Annotated in this window: 19 protein-coding genes; 6 read left to right on the plus strand and 13 right to left on the minus strand. The window is 59.0% G+C overall.

Annotated elements, in window-relative coordinates; all coding sequences use genetic code 11:
* Positions 1–79: 79 nt before the first annotated feature.
* Together MARHY_RS17855 and MARHY_RS17860 are read left to right on the plus strand one after the other, a co-directional pair.
* Positions 80–550 carry a winged helix-turn-helix transcriptional regulator gene (locus MARHY_RS17855; RefSeq protein ID WP_011787226.1) on the plus strand — a complete coding sequence of 157 codons (471 nt, stop codon included), beginning with the start codon at positions 80–82 and terminating at the stop codon, positions 548–550.
* A gap of 157 nt (positions 551–707) precedes the next feature.
* Positions 708–1,421, plus strand: a complete 714-nt coding sequence (locus MARHY_RS17860; protein WP_014423066.1) for an OmpW/AlkL family protein — start codon at positions 708–710, stop codon at positions 1,419–1,421.
* Between the two features lie 101 nt (positions 1,422–1,522).
* Here the strand turns inward: MARHY_RS17860 and MARHY_RS17865 are convergent, their stop codons facing one another.
* A complete protein-coding gene (locus tag MARHY_RS17865; RefSeq protein WP_014423067.1) occupies positions 1,523–2,854 on the minus strand; it encodes a DEAD/DEAH box helicase in 1,332 nt (443 codons plus the stop codon).
* Between the two features lie 346 nt (positions 2,855–3,200).
* Between MARHY_RS17865 and MARHY_RS17870 the strand changes: the two genes are divergently transcribed.
* Positions 3,201–4,040, plus strand: a complete 840-nt coding sequence (locus MARHY_RS17870) for a TlpA disulfide reductase family protein (protein WP_014423068.1) — start codon at positions 3,201–3,203, stop codon at positions 4,038–4,040.
* On the opposite strand, the gene MARHY_RS17875 is transcribed toward MARHY_RS17870, so the two are convergent.
* On the minus strand, positions 4,015–5,319 hold the full coding sequence (locus MARHY_RS17875) for a hypothetical protein (RefSeq protein WP_014423069.1): 1,305 nt from the start codon (positions 5,317–5,319) through the stop codon (positions 4,015–4,017). The two genes, MARHY_RS17870 and MARHY_RS17875, sit on opposite strands and share 26 nt — an antisense overlap.
* Positions 5,320–5,413: 94 nt before the next feature.
* Complete coding sequence (locus MARHY_RS17880) at positions 5,414–5,782, minus strand: MerR family transcriptional regulator (protein ID WP_014423070.1); 369 nt, start codon at positions 5,780–5,782, stop codon at positions 5,414–5,416.
* 79 nt (positions 5,783–5,861) lie between these two features.
* Here MARHY_RS17880 and MARHY_RS17885 point away from each other — a divergent pair, with 79 nt between their 5' ends.
* Entirely contained in the window at positions 5,862–6,932 is a 1,071-nt protein-coding gene (locus MARHY_RS17885; RefSeq protein WP_226374362.1) for an SDR family oxidoreductase, read from the plus strand.
* Position 6,933: 1 nt separating this feature from the next.
* On the opposite strand, the gene MARHY_RS17890 is transcribed toward MARHY_RS17885, so the two are convergent.
* The 3 genes from MARHY_RS17890 to MARHY_RS17900 all read right to left on the minus strand — a co-directional run bounded on the left by MARHY_RS17890 (position 6,934) and on the right by MARHY_RS17900 (position 9,518).
* Positions 6,934–8,460, minus strand: coding sequence for a flavin-containing monooxygenase (locus MARHY_RS17890; protein WP_014423072.1), 1,527 nt, complete (start codon positions 8,458–8,460; stop codon positions 6,934–6,936).
* Positions 8,461–8,576: 116 nt separating this feature from the next.
* Positions 8,577–8,867 carry an encapsulin-associated ferritin-like protein gene (locus MARHY_RS17895; RefSeq protein WP_011787234.1) on the minus strand — a complete coding sequence of 97 codons (291 nt, stop codon included), beginning with the start codon at positions 8,865–8,867 and terminating at the stop codon, positions 8,577–8,579.
* A 78-nt stretch (positions 8,868–8,945) separates the two neighbouring features.
* Positions 8,946–9,518 carry a YgjV family protein gene (locus MARHY_RS17900; protein WP_022991375.1) on the minus strand — a complete coding sequence of 191 codons (573 nt, stop codon included), beginning with the start codon at positions 9,516–9,518 and terminating at the stop codon, positions 8,946–8,948.
* A 114-nt stretch (positions 9,519–9,632) separates the two neighbouring features.
* Here MARHY_RS17900 and MARHY_RS17905 point away from each other — a divergent pair, with 114 nt between their 5' ends.
* Positions 9,633–10,664, plus strand: coding sequence for a histone deacetylase family protein (locus MARHY_RS17905; RefSeq protein ID WP_041655231.1), 1,032 nt, complete (start codon positions 9,633–9,635; stop codon positions 10,662–10,664).
* Between the two features lie 40 nt (positions 10,665–10,704).
* On the opposite strand, the gene MARHY_RS17910 is transcribed toward MARHY_RS17905, so the two are convergent.
* Positions 10,705–11,871 carry an ABC transporter substrate-binding protein gene (locus MARHY_RS17910; RefSeq protein WP_050999031.1) on the minus strand — a complete coding sequence of 389 codons (1,167 nt, stop codon included), beginning with the start codon at positions 11,869–11,871 and terminating at the stop codon, positions 10,705–10,707.
* 187 nt (positions 11,872–12,058) lie between these two features.
* Here MARHY_RS17910 and MARHY_RS17915 point away from each other — a divergent pair, with 187 nt between their 5' ends.
* Positions 12,059–12,730, plus strand: a complete 672-nt coding sequence (locus MARHY_RS17915; protein WP_041655233.1) for a transglutaminase-like domain-containing protein — start codon at positions 12,059–12,061, stop codon at positions 12,728–12,730.
* A gap of 81 nt (positions 12,731–12,811) precedes the next feature.
* Here MARHY_RS17915 and ahpF read toward each other — a convergent pair whose 3' ends face one another.
* The 6 genes from ahpF to betI form a co-directional block, all read right to left on the minus strand.
* Positions 12,812–14,377, minus strand: coding sequence for an alkyl hydroperoxide reductase subunit F (ahpF, locus tag MARHY_RS17920; RefSeq protein WP_014423077.1), 1,566 nt, complete (start codon positions 14,375–14,377; stop codon positions 12,812–12,814).
* 222 nt (positions 14,378–14,599) lie between these two features.
* Positions 14,600–15,163, minus strand: a complete 564-nt coding sequence (gene ahpC / locus MARHY_RS17925) for an alkyl hydroperoxide reductase subunit C (protein WP_011787240.1) — start codon at positions 15,161–15,163, stop codon at positions 14,600–14,602.
* Between the two features lie 196 nt (positions 15,164–15,359).
* Positions 15,360–16,616 carry a BCCT family transporter gene (locus MARHY_RS17930; RefSeq protein ID WP_011787241.1) on the minus strand — a complete coding sequence of 419 codons (1,257 nt, stop codon included), beginning with the start codon at positions 16,614–16,616 and terminating at the stop codon, positions 15,360–15,362.
* A gap of 171 nt (positions 16,617–16,787) precedes the next feature.
* Positions 16,788–18,473 (minus strand): choline dehydrogenase, encoded by a 1,686-nt coding sequence (betA, locus tag MARHY_RS17935; protein ID WP_011787242.1) that lies wholly within the window; start codon positions 18,471–18,473, stop codon positions 16,788–16,790.
* A 27-nt stretch (positions 18,474–18,500) separates the two neighbouring features.
* Complete coding sequence (gene betB / locus MARHY_RS17940; protein ID WP_041655238.1) at positions 18,501–19,970, minus strand: betaine-aldehyde dehydrogenase; 1,470 nt, start codon at positions 19,968–19,970, stop codon at positions 18,501–18,503.
* 62 nt (positions 19,971–20,032) lie between these two features.
* Positions 20,033–20,626 carry a transcriptional regulator BetI gene (gene betI, locus MARHY_RS17945; protein WP_023008748.1) on the minus strand — a complete coding sequence of 198 codons (594 nt, stop codon included), beginning with the start codon at positions 20,624–20,626 and terminating at the stop codon, positions 20,033–20,035.
* Positions 20,627–20,663 lie beyond the last annotated feature (37 nt).

A 20,663-nucleotide genomic window follows, 5' to 3' on the forward strand; every position in this document is an offset into this window, starting at 1 on the left:
ACCTCATCAATTTGGTTTCGTAAAGCAACCCTATTAAATCCGGTTTCAAAATGCAACCCTATTCGGTACACTCCCCTACATGGCCAGAAAACGTTTTGATGACTCCAACTGCTCCGTCGCCCGCGCACTGAATGAAGTGGGGGACTGGTGGTCGCTGCTGATTGTGCTGCACGCCATGTACGGCACCCGCCGATTTGTGGATTTTCAGCAGCAACTGGGGATTGCCAAGAACATTCTGTGCGACCGACTGGCCAAACTGGTCGACAACGAGGTCTTGCGCAAAGTGGACGTGGGCGAGCATGGCTCACGCTTTGAGTACCGGCTTACAGAGAAAGGCCGCGACCTGTTTCCGGTGGTGGTGGCTCTGCGCCAGTGGGGCGACAAGTGGAACCCGTCTCCGGACGGCCAGCCCCTGGACCTCCGGGACCGCGATAGCGGCCAGCCAATACAGCCGGTCACCGTGCAGAATACCCAGGGTCAGCCCCTGTCCATTCGGGACGTATTTGTGCCCAGCGATGAAGACAAGCCCCTCGACGAAGCCCAGGGCTGACCATCCGCAATAGCCGCATTCCCACCTTTTCTTGAGTTGAATCAAGACTTATTGGCCAGTCGCGCTGCCTTCCGCCATTTCTTGCGCTAAATCAAGATTGCCTGTCCGGATGTCATTACATTTAAGCCATCGATCTTTCATGGATAAGGAGATGGCTATGTCTCGTGGTTTTAAACTCAGTGTTCTGGCTGCGGCCGTAATGGCAGTGGCTCCTGCAGCTCAGGCTTTTGAAGCGGGTGATTTTGTTCTGCGTGCGGGTGCGGTTCATGTCGCGCCGGATGACTCCAGTGATTCCATCACCGTAGGCGGCGCACCGCTGCTGGGAGCTGGCGTGGATTCCAAGGTCAGCGTTGACACCAACACCCAGCTGGGCCTGCGTGCAACATACATGGTGACCAATCACCTGGGCCTGGGCGTACTGGGTGCAACCCCGTTCAAACACAACATTAACGGTGGCGGCGACCTGCCCGGCGACCTCAAGCTTGGTGAGACCAAGCATCTGCCACCTACCCTCACGCTGCAGTATTTCCCGATGGCGAGCTCTTCCGCTTTCCAGCCGTACGCAGGCGTGGGTGTGAACTACACCGTGTTCTTCGAAGAGAAAACCAGCAGCAATCTGGATAACGCGTTGGGTGTGGCATCCAGCGAACTGGAACTGGACGACAGCGTTGGCGTCGCCGTTGAAGTAGGCATGGATTACATGCTGAGCGAGAACTTCGGTCTGAACGCCGCGATCTGGTGGGCCGACATCAACACCGACGCCAGAGTCGATGTGTTTGATGCCAACGGAACCAAACTGGCAGAAACCGACGAATTCGAAGTCGAAATCGACCCCATGGTCTACATGGTAGGTTTCACCTACAAGTTCTGATCCGCACTCCCGGTAGCTCCCACGGTCTGTCGGCTACCGGATGGTGCGTTCTCCTGCGCGGGGCTTCGGCCCCGCCTTTTTTATGTCAGGAGAAACGGTTTTCAGGCGCTCTGGCGTTGAGCCGGGCGACCACTTCTACCCTGCCCCTGGCCACGGCCCTGTCCTTCGCCCTGACCACCACGGCCACGACCGCCGCTACGACCAGTCGGCTTCGGGCCAAAGCTCTTACCATTGCCACCCTGAGGGCGACGATTCCGCGCCTTGCTCGGGTCTGCTTTGGCCTTGGGCTTCAGCGGCAGGTTGTTTTTCGGCTCGAAGCCTTCCACTTCCTTGCGCGGAAGCTGCTTCTTGATCAGCTTCTCGATACCCGCCAGCAGCTTGCCTTCGTCAGCACTGACCAGTGACAGGGCATGGCCACTTTCACCGGCACGGCCGGTACGACCAATGCGGTGCACGTAATCTTCCGGCACGTTCGGCAGTTCAAAGTTCACCACTTGCGGCAGCTGTTTGATATCCAGGCCACGGGCAGCAATGTCGGTGGCGACCAGTACGCGCACTTCACCGGCTTTGAAATCCGCCAGGGCACGGGTACGGGCACCCTGGGACTTATTGCCGTGAATGGCGGCAGCCGTGATACCGTCTTTCTCCAGCTTCTGGGTCAGGCGGTTGGCGCCGTGCTTGGTACGGGTGAAAACCAGTACCTGATCCCAGTCGTTGTCACGCACCAGCTTGCTCAGCAAGGCTGTCTTCTGGCTCTGGTCAACCGGGTAAACGGACTGCTTCACTTTCTCGGCGGTGGTGTTACGGGCCGCCACTTCCACCTGCACCGGGTTATCCAGCAGGCCCTGGGCCAGGGTACGGATTTCGTTGCAGAAGGTGGCGGAGAACAGCAGGTTCTGGCGCTTGGCCGGCAGCAACGCCAGGATCTTGCGAATATCGCGGATAAAGCCCATGTCGAGCATGCGGTCGGCTTCGTCCAGCACCAGGATTTCCACTTCGTTGAAGCGCACCGCGTTCTGCTGGTACAGGTCCATCAAACGGCCCGGTGTGGCCACCAGTACGTCCAGGCCCTTGCGCAGCTTCATCATCTGCGGGTTGATCTTTACACCACCAAAAACCACAGCGGCCTTGGTGGGTACGTATTTGCTGTAAAGGTTCACGCTATCGTGTACCTGGGCGGCCAGCTCACGGGTAGGTGTGAGAATCAGGGCGCGGGGGCCTTTGCCAGTGCGGGGATTTTCCGCCAGGCGCTGCAACAAAGGCAGGGTAAAACCAGCGGTTTTACCGGTGCCGGTCTGGGCCGCGGCCATTACATCTTTGCCAGACAGCACCGCAGGAATCGCCTGCTGCTGGATGGGAGACGGGGTTTCATAACCCTGATCGGCGGTGGCACGGACCAGCTGCTCGGACAAACCGAGAGAAGAAAAACTCATATACGATGTACTCTTGATTGATTCTGCCTCCACGAACACCGTCGTCGGCGAATGCGGGCAGATGCCATGAAAGTCATGGAATAAAAGACGACTACGGTCACTCGCCGGGTTCGGGGTGACGTCCTCTGACAGGTCGTATGAAATGGTTCGCAAGGCGGCTTTAAGCCGGAAACTGCGGAATCCCTAGAGGCAGGATGCAGGCACGGTAACAGAGCACCCGGCAAATAGCTATAGGTGGTTTTATTGGCCGGCCTTCATTTTCAGGGTGATAAATGGAACTCTGACAGGGCCCGGCGGTCATTAGCCGCCGTATGCTACTAAAAACTCACCGATTTCCGGAGATTCCATGCTCAGCGTAGGCATCGGCCCCCTCAGCCTGTCCATCGGACACCTGCTTCTCGTTCTGGCCTTCGTGGTTGCCCTGGTGGTTGGCGCCCTGATCGGCCGGAAAGAGAAAACGCCGGTGGCCGGTACCCTGGCCGATATCTTTCTGGTGGCCATGGTCAGTGCCCGCATCGGTTTTGTGGTGCGCTACTTCAGCGAGTATCAGGGCGACTGGCTGGGCATGATCGACATCCGCGACGGCGGGTTCGACCTGGTGACCGGCCTGATTGCTGCGTTGGCCTTCACCGGTTACCTGATGTGGAAACGGGCGGCCATACGCCGGGCGCTGGGCTCGGCGGTCGCGGCTGGCCTCATCATCTGGGGCGGTATGTCTGGCATTATTGCGCTGATCAACCAGCAAACCCGGGGCCTGCCGGAAGTGGCACTGACCGATCTGAACGAACGCCCGGTAGACCTGGCCAGCCTGGCCGGTGACAAGCCCACGGTGGTCAATCTCTGGGCCACCTGGTGCCCGCCATGTATCCGCGAGATGCCGGTGCTGGAAGACGCCCAGCAACGCTACCCGAACGTGAACTTTGTGTTCGCCAATCAGGGCGAACACCCGGAAACCATCCGCAAGTTCCTGATGGCACAGAACCTGAACCTGAGCCACGTACTGAGCGACAGGCAGAACCGGTTTGGCCGGGTAGTCGGCAGCCACGGCCTGCCCACCACCCTGTTCTACAACGTCGAGGGCCACCTCGTGGATACCCATATGGGCGAACTGTCCCGCGCCAGCCTGGCCCGAAGCCTCGAGCGCTTCGACCCGGCTTACCTCAAGCCAGCCACAGGGTCAGACTGAAGCCCAGAAGACTGGCTGCGCAAAGCCCCGACAGCGACAACGCCAGGCTCCAGCGAAACGAGGCATCCCTTGTCCGGTATCCGGTCAGCCGTTCCATAATCAAAGCATTGGCCGCAAAGGGCGTGCCGAAGGCGGTAATACCCCAGCCAGTAACCATGGCGATGGCCAGGCCGAGCTGAGCTGCGCCCGGCCACAGCGAACCCAGAATACCGCCAATGAGGGTAGCAATAATAATCGGGTTCATACCCGCCAGTCCGGCAGCAAAAAACACCCAGGGTACACCGGCCGCCAGCAGCGCCCAGAGCCACACAGGCAATTCCGGCTGACCGCTGATCTGGCCCAGTACCACGCCACTGAGCACCGCCCCGATAAACGCCGAGCCACCAACAATGGCCAGCTCATTGCTGACATTGGCCATGCTGGCCAGGGGCGGATTTTCCCGCTTTAACCAACCCAGAATCCGGTACAAGAGTACCGCTGCCAGACAGCTCAAGGCCACCGCATGGGCATAACTCAACCCGAACCGGTGGCTGAGCCAGAGTACACCCACGCAGATCGCCAGAATCAACCCACCAAACCGCAACCAGCTACCCGCGCCAGCACGGTTAACGCTCCGTTCTGTGCTTTGCAACGGTTCCGGTTCTCGCCAGTGCAGCCCCGCCAGCACCATCAGCACGGAAAACGGTACCGCCAGTAACAACAGCGAAAGCAGACTCACCTGCGGCAACAGCGTCAGGGTCAGCACCACCGAAATGGACAGGGGCGAAAACATGGGGGCGACACCAAACCCTCGCAAAACAGCCCGGGTGGCATTGCGGGTAGATTCGGAATCGCCATTGCGACGGATACGCTCGCCCACCAAGCTGCCCACCACCGCCACCGAACCAAAGTTCAGGGGAACAGACACCAGCGAAGTGCCGAACGCGAGGCTGAGGTATCGGGCCAGCGGCTTACCACCAAACAGACTGACGGAAATCTGTTGCAGGTCCTCGGTGCGGGCCAGCACATTCGACAGCAGCATCACCGCCAGCATCAGGCCGGCCAGCCGGGTCATGTTGCCGGATGCGGTCTCAATCAGCTCCGGGTCATAGCCCAGGGCAAAAACCAGCATAACCAGCGCCACGACAAACACCACCCGGGGCACGTTGCGCATGTCCTGCCAGCCCAGCAAGACGGTCGCACCCGCGGCGGCGGCCCCCAGATAGGTCATACCCGGCAGGCTCGCCAGAATGGCAGAGAGTAAGGCAACGTAGGCTAACGCGGAGCGAAGTGGCAGCAAGACCGTTTCCCGGACAGATCAAAGGAACCCGAATAGATCGTCTATGTTAAGGAAGCTACTTTTACCGCGCCATCAGCAAATATGAGGATAGCCATCAAACCAGCCCGTGCTCCCTGGCACTGGCTTCCAGGCGGGCCTGCTCCTGCTTCAACAACTTACTGACGGCCTTCAGCTCACGAATCCGGGCATCCACCAGGGTCCTCTTACGGGCCATCACCGCCGCACCCTGCAGGCAATCAATCCGGTCCGAGCGAACCGCATCCAGCAACTCACGGATTTCGTTCAGCGAAAAACCCAGGCTCTTGAGTTGCCGCACCATCGCAACACGCGCGACGGCCTGCTCCGGGTAGTCCCGATAGTTGTTTCCGCTGCGGCCCACCTCCCGGATCAGCCCCTGTTTTTCGTAGTAGCGCAGGGTATCCCGGGTTATCCCGGTGCGCCGTTCCAGTTCCGATATCCTCATGCCAAGCACTCTCCCTGTTGACCTTCGAGCATACTCCATACTTTAGGCTGCGTTCGACTCAATGAACAAGGAACGCACCATGACCATCATGATCACCGGCGCCACCGGTTTTATTGGTAAATATCTTTGCCTCACCCTGTTGCAGCAGGGGCATGACGTGAAGGCACTGACCCGCTCCAAGTCCAGCCTGACCCAGCTCACCGACTTTCTCGAACAGCAGGGCGTCGCCATGGAGCGGTTTTCCGCCCTGGAAGGCGATCTGGAAAAGCCGGATCTGGGGCTGGTCACCTTACCGAACGGCATCGAATGCATCGTGCATCTGGCCGCCCGGTTCGCCTGGAACCTGCCCGAGCACGAGGCCCGTCACACCAACGTTACCGGCAGTCTTCGGGTGGCGGAACTGGCCCGCCACCTGAACTGCCGGCTGGTGTTTATTACGGGGTTCATGCTCGCCAACGAGGCACACCTGTCACGCCAGGGCATTCAACTGAGTCACCCGGAGCAGACCGACTGGAGCCAGGTGTACCGGCGGGCCGGTGGCTATGAGGCGAGCAAACTGGAATCCGCATTCCGCTTGCGGGAATTCGTGGCAAGGCACGGGCTGAATGCGGTCGAAGTACAGCCAGCGACGGTGGCGGGCCACGGATCAACGGGGGACCTGGACCCGGCCCAACCGCTGTACAGCTTGCTCGACAACCTCTACCACGGGCGACTGGCCGTGATTCCGGGGTCGCCAGAGCACTGGTTGCCATTGATTCCGGTGGATAGCCTGGCCCAACTAATTGCAGCGGCCTGCACGGCCACTCACGTACCCGATACGCTGTTGGCGCTGGACCAGAACACACCCAATCTGGCGGGGCTGTTACAGGCCGCGGCGCAACTCCTGGGCAAGCCTGGTCCGCGCAGGCATCTTCCTATCGGCGTGATGAAAGCTCTGCTGGCCATACCTGGCTTGCCCGGGCTGCTGAAGGTGGCCCCGGAGTCCCTGGCGTTTATTCAGACCTGCCGTTTCGACACATCCCGTACAGAGCAGTTTCTGGCGCAGCAGAACGTGCATTTACCGCCGTTCGCTCAGTACCTGGAGGCAAGCTGCCGACACTACTGCCAACGTCTCGGTGTCGGCGGAGGACCGGTAACGATCGGGGCCTGACTCAGGCCCCGAACAGAGCCGAACGCAGCGGGCGAAGGAAACCGGATGAACGGCCTTCGCTCGCGCGACTGGGTTGGCCATCAAACTCAAGATAGCCGTCTTCGATGGGATCGAAGCGCAGGATCTTCACATCCTGCAGATAGTTCTGGGAGGCTTTCCACGGGCCGTGGGTGCCCTGACGCGGCAACCGGTCTTCTGCCCGCTTGATATAACCCGCGTCGAGGGAACCGAGAATGGTATCGTCTCCCTTACTGTTCTCGGTGTCTCGTGCCACGGCCACCTGATGGCCGTTACGATCCATGTGGTTGATCAGCCGGCACAGGTACTCACTGGCAATATCGGCTTTCAGGGTCCAGGAAATGTTGGTGTAGCCAAAGATCATGCCCGCGTTGGGTACGCCTTCCACCATCACATTCTTGTAGATCACCTTGTCCTTGAGCGCCACCTCCTGGCCATCCACACGGGGCGTGATGCCGCCCAGCATCTGGATGTCCAGGCCGGTAGCCGGAATGATGATGTCGGCTTCCAGCTCCTCACCCGACTTCAGGCGAATACCGGTTTTGGTGAAGCGCTCGATATGATCGGTCTTGATGGAGGCGGTACCGGCCTTGATTGCCTCGAACAGGTCACCATCTTTCACCACGCACAGGCGCTGGTCCCAGGGGTTATAGTCCGGGCTGAAGTGGCGCATGTCGGCCTTGCCCTTGAGCTGCCGTTTGATCACCGACAGAAAGAGCCGGCGCATGGCTTTCGGGCTCTTGCGCGAACGCTCATAGAGCAGCCGGGAAATCGAAATGTTGCGGGCGCGGGTTAACCGGTAGGCCGTCTTTTCCGGCAGGACTTTCTGCAGCGCCAGGGTGACTTTATCGGTTGATGGCAACGGCATCAGATAGGTGGGCGAACGCTGCAGCATGGTAACGTGTGCGGCCTTCTCTGCCATGGTGGGCACCAGGGTAATTGCCGTGGCACCGCTGCCAATCACCACCACCTTCTTGCCCGAGTAATCCAGATTCTCCGGCCAGTGCTGGGGATGGACAATCTGCCCTTTGAAGTCAGCTTCGCCCAGGAAATCCGGTTTGTAGCCCTGATCATAATTGTAGTAACCGGTACAGCCCACCAAAAAGCTGGCGGTGTAGGTTTCCTGATCGCCGGTCTGCTCGTTCTCAGCGGTCAGGGTCCAGCATTTGTCGGTGCTGGACCAGTCCGCAGTCTTCACGGCCACGCCGTAACGAATGTGGCGCTCGACATCGTTCTCTTTCGCGGTTTCCGCGACGTAGTTTTTGATCGACGCGCCATCGGCCAGCACCTTGCCGCCCGTCCAGGGCCGGAAGTTATAACCAAAGGTGAACATGTCGGAATCCGAGCGGATACCCGGGTAACGGAACAGATCCCAGGTGCCACCAAGGGACTGGCGGCGCTCCAGTATGGCGAAACGCTTGCCGGGGCATTCCCGTTTCAGGTGACAGGCCATGCCAATGCCGGATACTCCGGCGCCAATGATCAATACATCATAATGCTGTTTAGCCATATCCTGCCCTCTCGGAATCCGATCCGTTTCTTGTAATCACGTGTAGAGAATCACGATAGCGCAGGCCGACAGCTCCGGGAATTGGCCAATCTGCGCTCAGGATATGGCTGTTTGAGTCAGTCGTGGTGACCGATTGGCCCCTCTTTGAACAGGAATTCCCGAAGGTACTTGTCCATGGTCGGATCCTTCCGCCGAATCCACTCAAGCACCATGGCCGCGTGTTCTTTCTCCTCGTCGCGATTGTGTTCAAGAATCGCTTTGAGTTCCGGATCCTTGCAGGCATCCACCCGCTGGTTGTACCAGTCAACGGCTTCAAACTCTTCCATCAGCGAACTGACGGCCCGGTGCATATCACGGGTGTCGTCTGTCAGTTCACCCACCGGCTCATGATAACTGTCGTTTGCCATGCATCACTCCTGATTGGCGGTTACTAGGTGCCCGTTGGCACCCTTAGACCATAGCCAAAGCCAGCGACGACGACAAACTTACCCGCGCTCTTCTCCCGACCGTGGCGCCTGCAGATCAAGCCCGGGATATTGTTTCTGCAACCGGTACAGCCGGATGATGGTAATGATGTTGGTAACCAGCACCATACCCTCAGCCAGGGTACCGCCGACGGATCCGATCACCAGGTTATTGAGCATCCAGGCCAGCGCCGCCAGCCCCAGAACAATACGAAGGGGAATACCCCGGAGCATGAACATGCCCACTGTGCCGAGAACGGCGGCGGTGAGGGGGAACACATCGGTAGCAGACGTCCAGGTTGCCCAGGCCACCAGCAGATTGACCACCAGCATGGCCGCCATGATCAACCCGTTGCCCTGGTACCGGCGTGCCAGGGCAATGCGCAGGATCACCAGTACCGTCAGGGCCGCCGCCGTCCAGCTCTGAAAGAACGCGAACATCAGGGCGAAGGCCACATTGGCCGAAATCAGCAGGACCAGCAGGCGGTCGTCGTTCTTGTTGGCAAAACCGGCAATACAGAACCCCAGGGCCACCAACCCACACAGCTGCCCCAACCCCTGGCTGAGCGTAAGTCCGGCAACCAGTTCTGTCATAGCGGTAATCCCCTCTCCCGATGCTGCGCCCCAGCCTGCCACACTTACGGGGTTTGAGCCATGCACAAACCTGTGCCAGAGTGCTTCCACGTTGATATCAAGGATTCGCGCCCTATGAAAACCGTCTTCTCCCCGTTGCACAGCCGGCGCCATGTGCGCACCGAACTTGATGGCGGCCTGCTGATCGAACCCCATGAAAAACCCTCAAGGGCCGAGACCATCCTGGCCAGGGTGAAAGACCAGGCCCTGGGCGAGATTCTGGAGCCGGAAGAATTCGGGCTGGCACCGATCCAGCGCGTGCACACAACGGATTACGTGGCGTTTCTGGAGACCTGCTGGCAGGACTGGCTGGCTGCGGGTAAGCCCGGCGAAGCCATTCCCGCAGTATGGGCTGGCCGGGGCATGCGCCACCGGGTTCCCAAGGACATTGATGGCCGCCTGGGCTATTACAGCTTTGCCGCCGAAACCTCGATCTCGGAGGGCACCTGGGAAGCCGCCCGTGCTTCCGCCAACGTGGCCCTGACCGCCCAGAAACTGGTGGCCGATGGTGAGCGCGCTGCCTTTGCCCTGTGCCGACCACCCGGGCACCACGCCCACGCCGACCTGTTCGGTGGCTACTGCTTCTTCAACAACGCAGCTATCGTGGCTCAGGCGTTCCGGGACCAGGGCTACGGCAAGGTTGCTATCCTGGATGTGGACTTCCATCACGGCAATGGCACCCAGGCCATTTTCTATGACCGGGCCGATGTCCTCACCATCAGCCTGCACGGCGACCCGGATCTGGTGTTCCCGCACTTTCTCGGGTTTGAAGACGAGCTCGGAGAAGGTACCGGCGAAGGCTACAACCTGAACATCGTCTATCCGCCAGGAACACCCTACAGCACCTGGAGCCAGGGCCTGGAAACCGCTTGCGAACGCATTGAAGTGTTCAAGCCCGATGCCCTGGTGGTGGCGCTGGGCGTGGACACCTTCGAGCACGACCCCATCTCGTTCTTCAAGCTGGCCTCGGGCGACTACCTCAGCCTGGGGCAGCGCCTGGCGCAGCTGGGTTTGCCCACCGTGTTTACCATGGAAGGCGGCTACGATGTGGACGCCATTGGCGTGAATGCGGTGAATGTCATGCAGGGCTTTGAGGGAAAATCCTGAGTAATACTGGCGACCGGAGGGAGCCCCTTCCTCCGGCGCGCTACCTGCCACCCTGCTTCATCAACGCCGCCGAAAAGCCGTCCATTAATCGCTCGGCACTCACAGGCACCTCGCGGAGCTGCGAATTGAACACCCGACTGAACGCCCGGAAATCCACAGCTTTCCAGTTTTCCGGCGCAAGCATGTGGGCGATGTCGTCCACGTTGTCGGCAGTCGCTGCCTGAAACTGGTAGTGCATCGAGGCCGATTGTCCGCTATCTGCAAAATCGTATCCCCGGTGATAGTCGTGCACCAGCAACAACGCCAGCCCTCCACCCATGAAATGCCGGCCAAGACTGACATACAGATCGCCCGCGCGAATCGCCGCAAGCGCTTCCGGCTCCCAGTCAATGCCACCCACTACCAAGTCATTGCCAGGGCGTAAGCCCGCGCGCCGGGCAGCATCCATGGCCCCGAACGCCATGCCGTCGCTGGCGCTCCAGATTGCAGCCGTATTCGGATACCGCCGCAACAGCACCGATGTTTTGTCTCTCGCCTCCTGCTCGCTCCAGTCGGCACGAACGGACTGCAACAGTTCAGAGCCTGCACCATCCGTCGCTTCAAGCAGCCCGAGACTGCGATCACGAGCCGCAGAGGAATCCAGGGTGCCAGTCAGTGCAACAACAGGCACCGGCTCATCAGACCTGACCAGGTTGAGCGCCCGTGCGCGCTGGTCGAGCATCCTGGCCAGTATTTGACCACCGGAGACATTATCGACCCCCAGATGGCCAATCCAGTTCTCCAGTTTTTCTCTGGGCGCGGAACCCACCTTCTCTCGCGCGGCCTCTGGCACCGCAGTGTTAAACGAGAACACCTTAACGCTTTGCCGGCGCGCATAATCCAGGATCTGAGCAGTTACCTGCTCCTTCCACATGATGATCAGGTAATCGGGTTTCTCCTCCCGACTGAGAACTTGCTGGACCAGCTTCAGATAACTGAGCCGATGCCGCTCCTCATCGAACAGGACGTCAAACTCAACCTCCAGGTCCGCAGCCACCTGCTCCATGAATCCTGCAACCATGTGCCAGAAACGGGAGGTATCCGGTGACAGGAACACGACATTCGGGAGCGTGTCCGACGCACTCGGGTTTGGGAGCGTATCCGCATCCGCCACCCGACCAACGGTGCCCAGAAACAGGCTGATCATCAGTACAACACGTAAAACCATGCAGCTCCTTAGCCGTCGGCAAATCTTGCCGGTCAGTATAACGAACAATACGGTATCCGCATCGACCTCTGCCCAGATGATCGAACCCGGTGCCTCTGGTCACCCGGATTGGTGGAAAATGTCATTGCCTGTAGCTTGCTAATCGGGAGATCATCAGCCAACCATGCGCAAACTCTGGATGCCCGGAATGGAAAACTACCTGAGAGCCACCCCCTTCTTCGACTACGACCATCCCGCCGTCGAGGCCTGGGTCCAGCAGCACCTGGCCGGCGTATCGGACGAGCCGGTGGCACAGATCAAGGCGCTGTATCTGGCGGTGCGCGACAGCATCCAGTACAACCCCTACGTGTTCAGAACCGAGCCACGCACGCTCTCGGCCAGTTACGCGCTGGAATCGGGCGAAACCTACTGCATTCCCAAAGCCGTGCTGCTGGGTGCTGCAGCCCGCTCCATCGGCATTCCCAGCCGGCTGGGCCTGGCGGATGTACGTAACCATCTTTCCAGCCCGAAGCTGATTGAGTGGCTGCGTTCCGACATTTTCCGTATGCACGGCTTTATCGAGCTGTATCTCAATGGTCGCTGGGTGAAGGCCACACCGGCCTTCAACCGACAGTTATGCGAGCTGATGAAGGTAGAGCCCCTGCCGTTTGATGGGGTGAACGACTCGGTCTTCCAGGAATTCACGGAAGACGGCCAGGCGCATATGGAATACATCAACGATCACGGCGTGTTCGACGATGTGCCCTTCGACTTCATCGTTGACGGCGTTCGCCGGGCCTATGGCCACTTGTTTGAAGCGGATGGCCAGCCCCAAACCAAGACGGGCAGCCTGGAACAGGACATCTCGGACCGTTCCTGAAGCCATAAAAAAAACCGGCAGCCCACTTCCCGTGGGCGCCGGTTTCAGGGGTCAGCCTGAATTCAGGCTTGTGAGAACAGCTTACTCAGCAGAGTTACGGATCAGGAAGTCGAAGGCGCTCAGGGCAGCCTTGGAACCTTCACCCATAGAGATCACGATCTGCTTGTAGGGCACGGTGGTGGCATCGCCTGCCGCGAACACACCCGGGATCGAAGTCTCGTTACGATCATTTACGATGATCTCGCCGTGCTGGCTCAGTTCGATGTCGCCTTTCAGCCACTCGGTGTTCGGCACCAGGCCGATCTGAACAAACACGCCTTCCAGCTCAACGTGATGCGACTCACCGGTGGTACGGTCGGTGTAGTTCAGGCCGCTGACCTTGCCATCGGTACCCACCACTTCCGTGGTCTGGCCAGACGTAATGATCTTCACGTTGTTCAGGCTACGCAGTTTCTTCTGCAGCACTTCATCGGCACGCATCTGCTCGCCAAACTCGATCAGCGTCACGTGGCCGACAATACCTGCCAGGTCGATGGCCGCTTCCACGCCGGAGTTACCACCGCCAATCACCGCTACGCGCTTGCCTTTGAACAGCGGGCCGTCGCAATGCGGGCAGTAGGCCACGCCCTTGTTGCGGTACTCTTCCTCACCCGGCACACCCATCTGGCGCCAGCGGGCACCGGTGGACAGAATCACCGTGCGAGCTTTCAGAGAGCCGCCGTTGGCCAGGCGTACCTCGTGCAGGCCTCCGGTCTGCTCGGCCGGAATCAGCTTCTCGGCACGCTGCATGTTCATGATGTCGACTTCGTATTCGTTGACGTGCTGCTCCATGGCCGCCACCAGTTTCGGGCCTTCGGTGTAAGGCACGGAAATCAGGTTTTCGATGCCCATGGTGTCGGCCACCTGGCCACCAAAACGCTCAGCCGCGATACCGGTCGCAATGCCCTTTCGTGCGGCATAGATAGCCGCAGCAGAACCTGCCGGGCCACCACCGATCACCAGAACGTCAAACGCATCTTTCTGGTTGATCTTACGAGCTTCTTTTTCAGCCGAGTTGGTGTCCAGCTTGGCCGCAATCTCTTCCAGCGTCATCCGGCCCTGGCCCCAGGGCTGGCCATTCAGGTAAACACTGGGTACCGCCATCACTTCACGCTGCTCAACTTCGTCCTGGAACAGGGCACCGTCAATGGAGGTGTGCTTGATGTTCGGGTTCAGCACGCTCATCAGGTTCAGGGCCTGAACCACGTCCGGGCAGTTCTGGCAGGACAGCGAGAAGTAGGTTTCAAACTCGAACTCACCTTCCAGCTCCTGAACCTGCTGGATCACTTCCTGAGACGCCTTGGATGGATGGCCACCCACCTGCAGCAGGGCCAGCACCAGCGAAGTAAATTCGTGGCCCATGGGAATACCGGCAAAGCGAACGCCAATGTCGGTGCCTACACGATTGATGGCGAAGGACGGACGACGCACCTCAGTCGATTCCTCGGTCCGCAGGCTGATCTTCTCGGACATCGGCTCGATTACTTCCAGCAGCTGCTTGAGCTCCTCGGACTTCTTGCTGTCGTCATAGGCTGCCACCAGCTCAATCGGCTGCTGCAGCTTTTCCATATAGGCCTTCAACTGTCCTTTGATATTGGCATCCAACATGTTTGGTATTCCCCTTTATGTCGTGAAACTAAGTTTCTGAATTCAATAATGAATCGTTATCTGAAGTTATGATTAAGATACGGCCAGACGGTTCGTTGCTCAAATTGATTGACCCAAACCTTCTGATAGGCCATACCTATAAAATTCAGTCGTAACGATTGATAGATACAAAAAAGGCCCGCAGTGCGGGCCTTTCTGTAAGTTTCACCGAATCGGGGAAACTTAGATCTTGCCAACCAGGTCCAGAGACGGAGCCAGAGTTTCTTCGCCTTCTTTCCACTTGGCCGGGCAAACTTCGCCAGGATGGTTGCGAACGTACTGGGCGGCTTTAACCTTGCGCAGCAGGTCGTCGGCGTCACGGCCGATGCCTTCGGCAGTGATTTCAACAGCCTGGATGATACCGTCCGGATCGATCAGGAAGGTAGCGCGGTCTGCCAGGCCCTGGCCTTCACGCATAACACCGAAGTTGTTGGTGATGGTGCCAGTCTGGTCGCCAACCATGTAGTAGTTGATCTTACCGATGGTCTCGGAAGTGTCGTGCCATGCTTTGTGGGTGAAGTGAGTATCAGTAGATACAGAGAACACTTCTACGCCCAGCTTCTGCAGCTCTTCGTACTTGTCAGCCACGTCGCCCAGCTCGGTCGGGCACACGAAGGTGAAGTCGGCCGGGTAGAAGAAGAAGATGGCCCACTTGCCTTTAACGTCGGCTTCAGAAATTTCTACGAACTCGCCCTGCTTGAATGCGGTGGCGTTGAACGGTTTGATTTCGCTGTTAACGATACCCATCTCAGAATAACTCCTGTCGGTTCATTTAACTGATGGTTTGGAAACGATGCACAAGATACGGGTTTGACCATCTGAGTGAAAATTGATTATTTCCAATCTCAGCATAGGCATAGCCTATATACAGCCATCAACTTCGGCTAAACATGGCGGCCAAAAGCCTTCCGGGCCTTCAGCCACCTGCCATTGATATGGGGCCTTAACCTGCAAGTTCAATCTTGCGGAAGTCCAGAATATTTTCTTTTGGTGACGTTTGGATGGCAGCCACCTCTGAACGTTTCCTGAGCAGTATATAACCAAAGCAACCAAAGTAGAGTGCAATCACCAGCGCACCCACCCACTGAATCCGCAGGAAATCCAGCTTGAACAACATGGTCAGCCCGACCATGGCCACCAGGTTGAAGAGCACATAATTCACCCGCCCCAGGCGTTGCGCCGTGAGGTTCAGGTTATCGGTGTAGAGCCGGATCAGGGAATCCAGGGAATTGATGACCATCAACACGCCCACCGAGATCATGGCGATGTTGGTGAAGGCGGCAATCTTCAGCCCCTCCGCGTGATAGTAATAGAGCACGCTGAACCACACGCCAATGGCAACGGACGGCACAACCAGCATGGCAATCAGCAGCTGCCAGGTTTTGATACCACTCACGAAACGCGCGGTGAACTGACCAATCATGATGCTCCAGGCAAACCACCAGAACAGATAAAACTCGTGGTAGTCGTTGATGGGCAGGACAAAGTGATGGATGTTGGCAAAGTACTCACCGAGCATGCCGGCGGTGCCAAAGAAATCTGCCGGCGAGCCTTTACCCATAACAAATGCCCGGAACCACATACCCGCAATCAGGGTAATGAACAGCACACTGGAACCAACACTCAGAATACGGATGTATTTGACCTTGGAGCTGGAATACACAGCCAGCGCAATGGACAGGAACACGATGAGGTAGAACGCCGGCACCACCGATTCACCATCGCCCAGTTGCGGCAGATACCAGGGCAGATTCACCAGCAGCAGGTAAGCGGTGAACGCGCAGGTGCCGATAATCACCACGTTGTTGACCAGCTTCACCATCGGAATCTCGAAGAACTTCACCCGCGGCTCAATGATGGCAAAGTAGAAGCAGGTCAGGAAATAGAAGCCCCAGATCAGGAAGGCCCAGAACCCGAACTCAATGGCCAGCGGGTTGGCAAAGGCGTATTCCGGGTTTTCAGAGACATTGCCGTAACCACCGAACTCGGTAAGCGGGAACATGATCAGCCCCACATCCAGACCGGAGGTGAACAGGATGGCAATGAAGGTCAGCGTGCGAACCGGCGTAACGCCGATGCACTGCATATCCCACCACCGATACAAAATCAGGGCGATGGCGGCGAAGGTAAAGATCAGGCCTGTGGATAACCAGAGTGTCATGCGATCTCCCTCCGGTTGTTCCTTGTCATTGTAGTGCACAGCATGGGTGTTCCTCCTCTACTTTGTAAGCGCTGCTTCTTTCGAATCGGACACAAACCCAGGACTTGCCTATCAGTCGCCCGAAAACGGCGGGATGCCGTCGCGCTGATAGGGAAATCCTGAGGGCTTGCTACCCGGGCACCTTGCGTACCCGGGCCGGGACTGCGGTCGCTAGGCCAGCGACCGTTTCGCTTGTCCCGGACGTTGGCGCGCCTGCCATTGGTCATCCATGAAGACCGGCGCGTCCGAAGGTTGCAGGGGCTCCCTGCCCCGGATAAGGTCGGCTGCCCGCTCGGCCACCATGATGGTGGGCGCGTTCAGGTTGCCATTGGGTATGGTCGGGAAGATGGACGAATCCACCACCCGCAGATTCTGGATACCGCGCACGCGGGTTTCCGGGTCTACCACCGCCAGCGCATCAGTGCCCATCTTGCAGGAACAGGACGGGTGATAAGCGCTCTCCACCGCCTGGCGCACGAAGGCATCGATCTGCTCATCGCTCTGCACATCCACACCGGGCTGGATTTCTGCACCGCGGTACTCGTCCATGGCCGGCTGGTTGATGATCTCCCGGGTCAGGCGCACGCAGTCGCGGAAGCCTTCGCGGTCGGCCTCGTGTTCCAGGTAGTTGAAACGGATGCGCGGGGCCTGTTTGGGGTCGGCAGACTGCACATGCACAAAACCCCGGCTCTTCGGCTTGTTATGACCAATGTGGAGCTGGAAACCGTCGCCATCAAAGGCTTCGCGGCCGTCGTAGCGCATGGCCGCCGGCAGGAAATGGTATTGCAGGTCCGGCCATTCAACGCCGGCCTTGGAGCGGATAAAACCACAGGACTCGAAATGGTTGGTGGCCCCCAGGCCATCCTTGCGCAGAATCCAGCGCACCCCGATCTTGAGCTTGTTCCACCAGTCCAGTTTGCCATTCAGGGAGACCGGCTTCTGGCAGCGGAACTGGAAGTAGAACTCCAGGTGATCCTGCAGGTTCTCACCCACGCCCGGCAGCTCATGCTTCACCTCAATACCGGCCTGCTCCAGCACTTCGCGCTTGCCAATACCCGAAAGCTGCAACAAATGTGGCGAGCCAATAGAACCGGCCGACAGAATCACTTCCTTGGCGGCTTTGGCCTCATGCACCTGGCCGCCCTGCTCATAGCGCACGCCGGTGGCGGTTTTGCCCTCCAGAAGGACCTTATGCACCAGGGCATGGGTGACCACCGTCAGATTCGGCCGCGCCATGGCCGGGCGAAGGTAGGCGTTGGCGGTGGACCAGCGGCGACCGTTCTTCACGGTCATGTGCATGGCGCCAAAACCTTCCTGGCGGGCACCGTTGTAATCATCGGTCTCCAGATAACCGGCATCGACGCCGGCCCGGATGAACGCTGTATACAGCGGGTTGCGCATGTTATTGCCGTTGTTCACACCCAGGGGGCCGGAATTCCCCCGGTAGGCATCGCCGCCGAAGGCCCAGGTTTCCGCCTTCTTGAAATAGGGCAGCACGTTACGGTAGTTCCAGCCGTCGGCACCTTCAGACTGCCACTCGTCGAAATCCCGGGCATGGCCACGGACATACACCATGCCATTGATGGATGACGAACCACCCAGCACCTTGCCCCGGGGGCAATGCATGCGGCGATTGTCCAGATACGGCTCCGGCTCGGTCTCGAACTGCCAGGCGTACTTCTTGGTGTTCATGGGAATGGACAGCGCGGTGGGCATCTGGATGAAGATGCTCTTGTCACTGCCACCGGTTTCCAGCAGCAGCACCCGGTTTTCACTGTCCTCGGTCAGACGGTTAGCCAGCACACAACCGGCTGAGCCCGCACCCACAATGATGTAGTCGTATTGGTTTTCTTTCATACGCGTTCTCCTCTGTGGCCTGCGGGGTTAAAACGGGGCGTCGATGTCTTCCATGCCCACATACACCGACTTGATCCGGGTGTAGTGCGCAATGGTCTCGCGCCCGTTCTCACGACCGATACCGGAGAGTTTGTAGCCACCCACCGGCATTTCCGCCGGGGAGGCACCGTAGCTGTTGATCCAGCAGATGCCGGCCTGGATCTGGTGAATCACCCGGTGTGCCCGGCGGATATCATTGGTGAACACACCCGCGGCAAGTCCGGTATCGGTATTGTTGGCACGGGCAATCACCTCGTCTTCGTCGCGGAAGGTGAGCACAGACATCACCGGCCCGAAGATCTCTTCCTTCACGATGGTCATGTCGTCGGTGCAGTCGGTGAAAATGGTCGGTTCCACGAAATAGCCGCCCTGAGAATCCTCCGGCTCAAAGGCCCGACCGCCGTGGCTGAGCGTGGCGCCTTCGGCCAGCCCTTTGCTGATGTAACCCAACACCAGTTCCTGATGCTTTTTGGAGATCAGCGCGCCGAAGTTGGTGTCCAGGTTCATCGGGTCACCGGCCTTGATGTTCTTGCGGGTGCGCTCCAGCAGGCGCTCGATAAAGCGCGGGTAGAGATCCTCGTGCACAAACACCCGGGTACCGTTGGTGCAGATCTCGCCCTGGGTGTAGAAGTTACCCACCATGGCGGCGGAGATGGCGTTCTCCAGGTCCGCGTCGTCGAAAATGATCAGCGGCGACTTGCCACCCAGTTCCATGGTCACGTCTTTCAGCGACGACGCGGCGGCGGCCATCACCTTCTTGCCGGTGCCCACCTCGCCGGTGAACGACACCTTGGCAATCTCCGGGTGATGGGTCAGCCACTGGCCCACTTCGGCAGCGCCCTGCACCACGTTGAACACGCCCGCCGGCACACCGGCTTCGATAAAGATTTCCGCCAGCTTCACCGCGCCCATGGGCGTTTCTTCGGATGGCTTGAAGATCATGGCGTTGCCGCAGGCCAGGGCCGGGGCCGACTTCCAGCAGGCGATCTGGATCGGATAGTTCCAGGCACCAATGCCCGCACAGATGCCCAGCGGCTCCCGGCGGGTGTAGTAGAAATCGCCACCCAGATCCTGCTGGTTACCTTCGATGGACGGTGCCAGGCCGGCAAAGAACTCAATGGCATCGGCGCCGGTCACCACATCCACAGCTTCCGCTTCCTGCCAGGGTTTACCGGTGTCACGCACTTCCACTGCCGCCAGCTCGTCATTTCGCTCGCGGAGCAAGGCCACCGCGTTCAGCAGAATGCGGCTGCGCTCAATGGCGGGTGTGGCGGCCCACTGGGCAAAACCGGCGCGGGCGCTCTCGATGGCGGCCTGTTGCACAGACTCATCCGCCACTTCCACTTCATAGATCACCTGGCCCGTGGCCGGATTCATCACCGGGAAGGTCTCGCCGGTGCTGTTGGCCAGAAACCGGCCGTGGACAAAGTTCTGAACCACAGGAAGAGATGCAGACATAGCGCGTTGGTAACCTCTGTTCGGTGTCTTCAGGCCTTGTGGGCCGTGGAATTCAAATTGGCTCAGGCGCCAGCCCGGGCCAGTGTCTCGTGGACAAACTGCTTGCACAGCCGCTCGCCGGCTTCAAAGCTCTCGGCCGGGTCCAGGCTCAGGGCACTGCGCAACCAGAACCCGTCGATCATCGCCGCCGTTTGCCGGGCCGCCGCTGTCGCCTCGGCCTGCGGCAGCACCTGCGCGAAGGAATAACGCAGGTTGCTGTACAGCCGGGCGTTGTTGATCTGCTGCAAACGCTTCAGCCCCGGCTCGTGCATTGAGCGGGCCCAGAAGCTGAGCCAGGTTTTCGCCGCCAGCGCCGAACGCTGGAACTCGGAAAAGTTGGACTCGATGATGCAGTCCAGCCGCTGAGCCGGGGAGCGATCGGTTTTCGCCATGCGCTCCCGCAGCTCCTTGCCTAACTGGTCCAGCAGGTAGCGCAAGGCGGCCTCAATCAGCCCCTGCTTGCCCCCGAAATAGTGGCTGATGATGCCGGACGACATTCCCGCCCGCTTGCTGATGCTCACGATCGTGGTGTTCTGCATCCCCAGTTCAGCGATGGACTCCATGGTGGCGTCGATCAGTTGCTGGCGGCGGGTGTCTTTCATTCCGACTTTCGGCATGGGCTTTCCATCCAATCTTTATTAATTGAACGTTCAA

Origin of the sequence: Marinobacter nauticus ATCC 49840, assembly GCF_000284615.1 — a bacterium.
Lineage (GTDB): Bacteria > Pseudomonadota > Gammaproteobacteria > Pseudomonadales > Oleiphilaceae > Marinobacter > Marinobacter nauticus.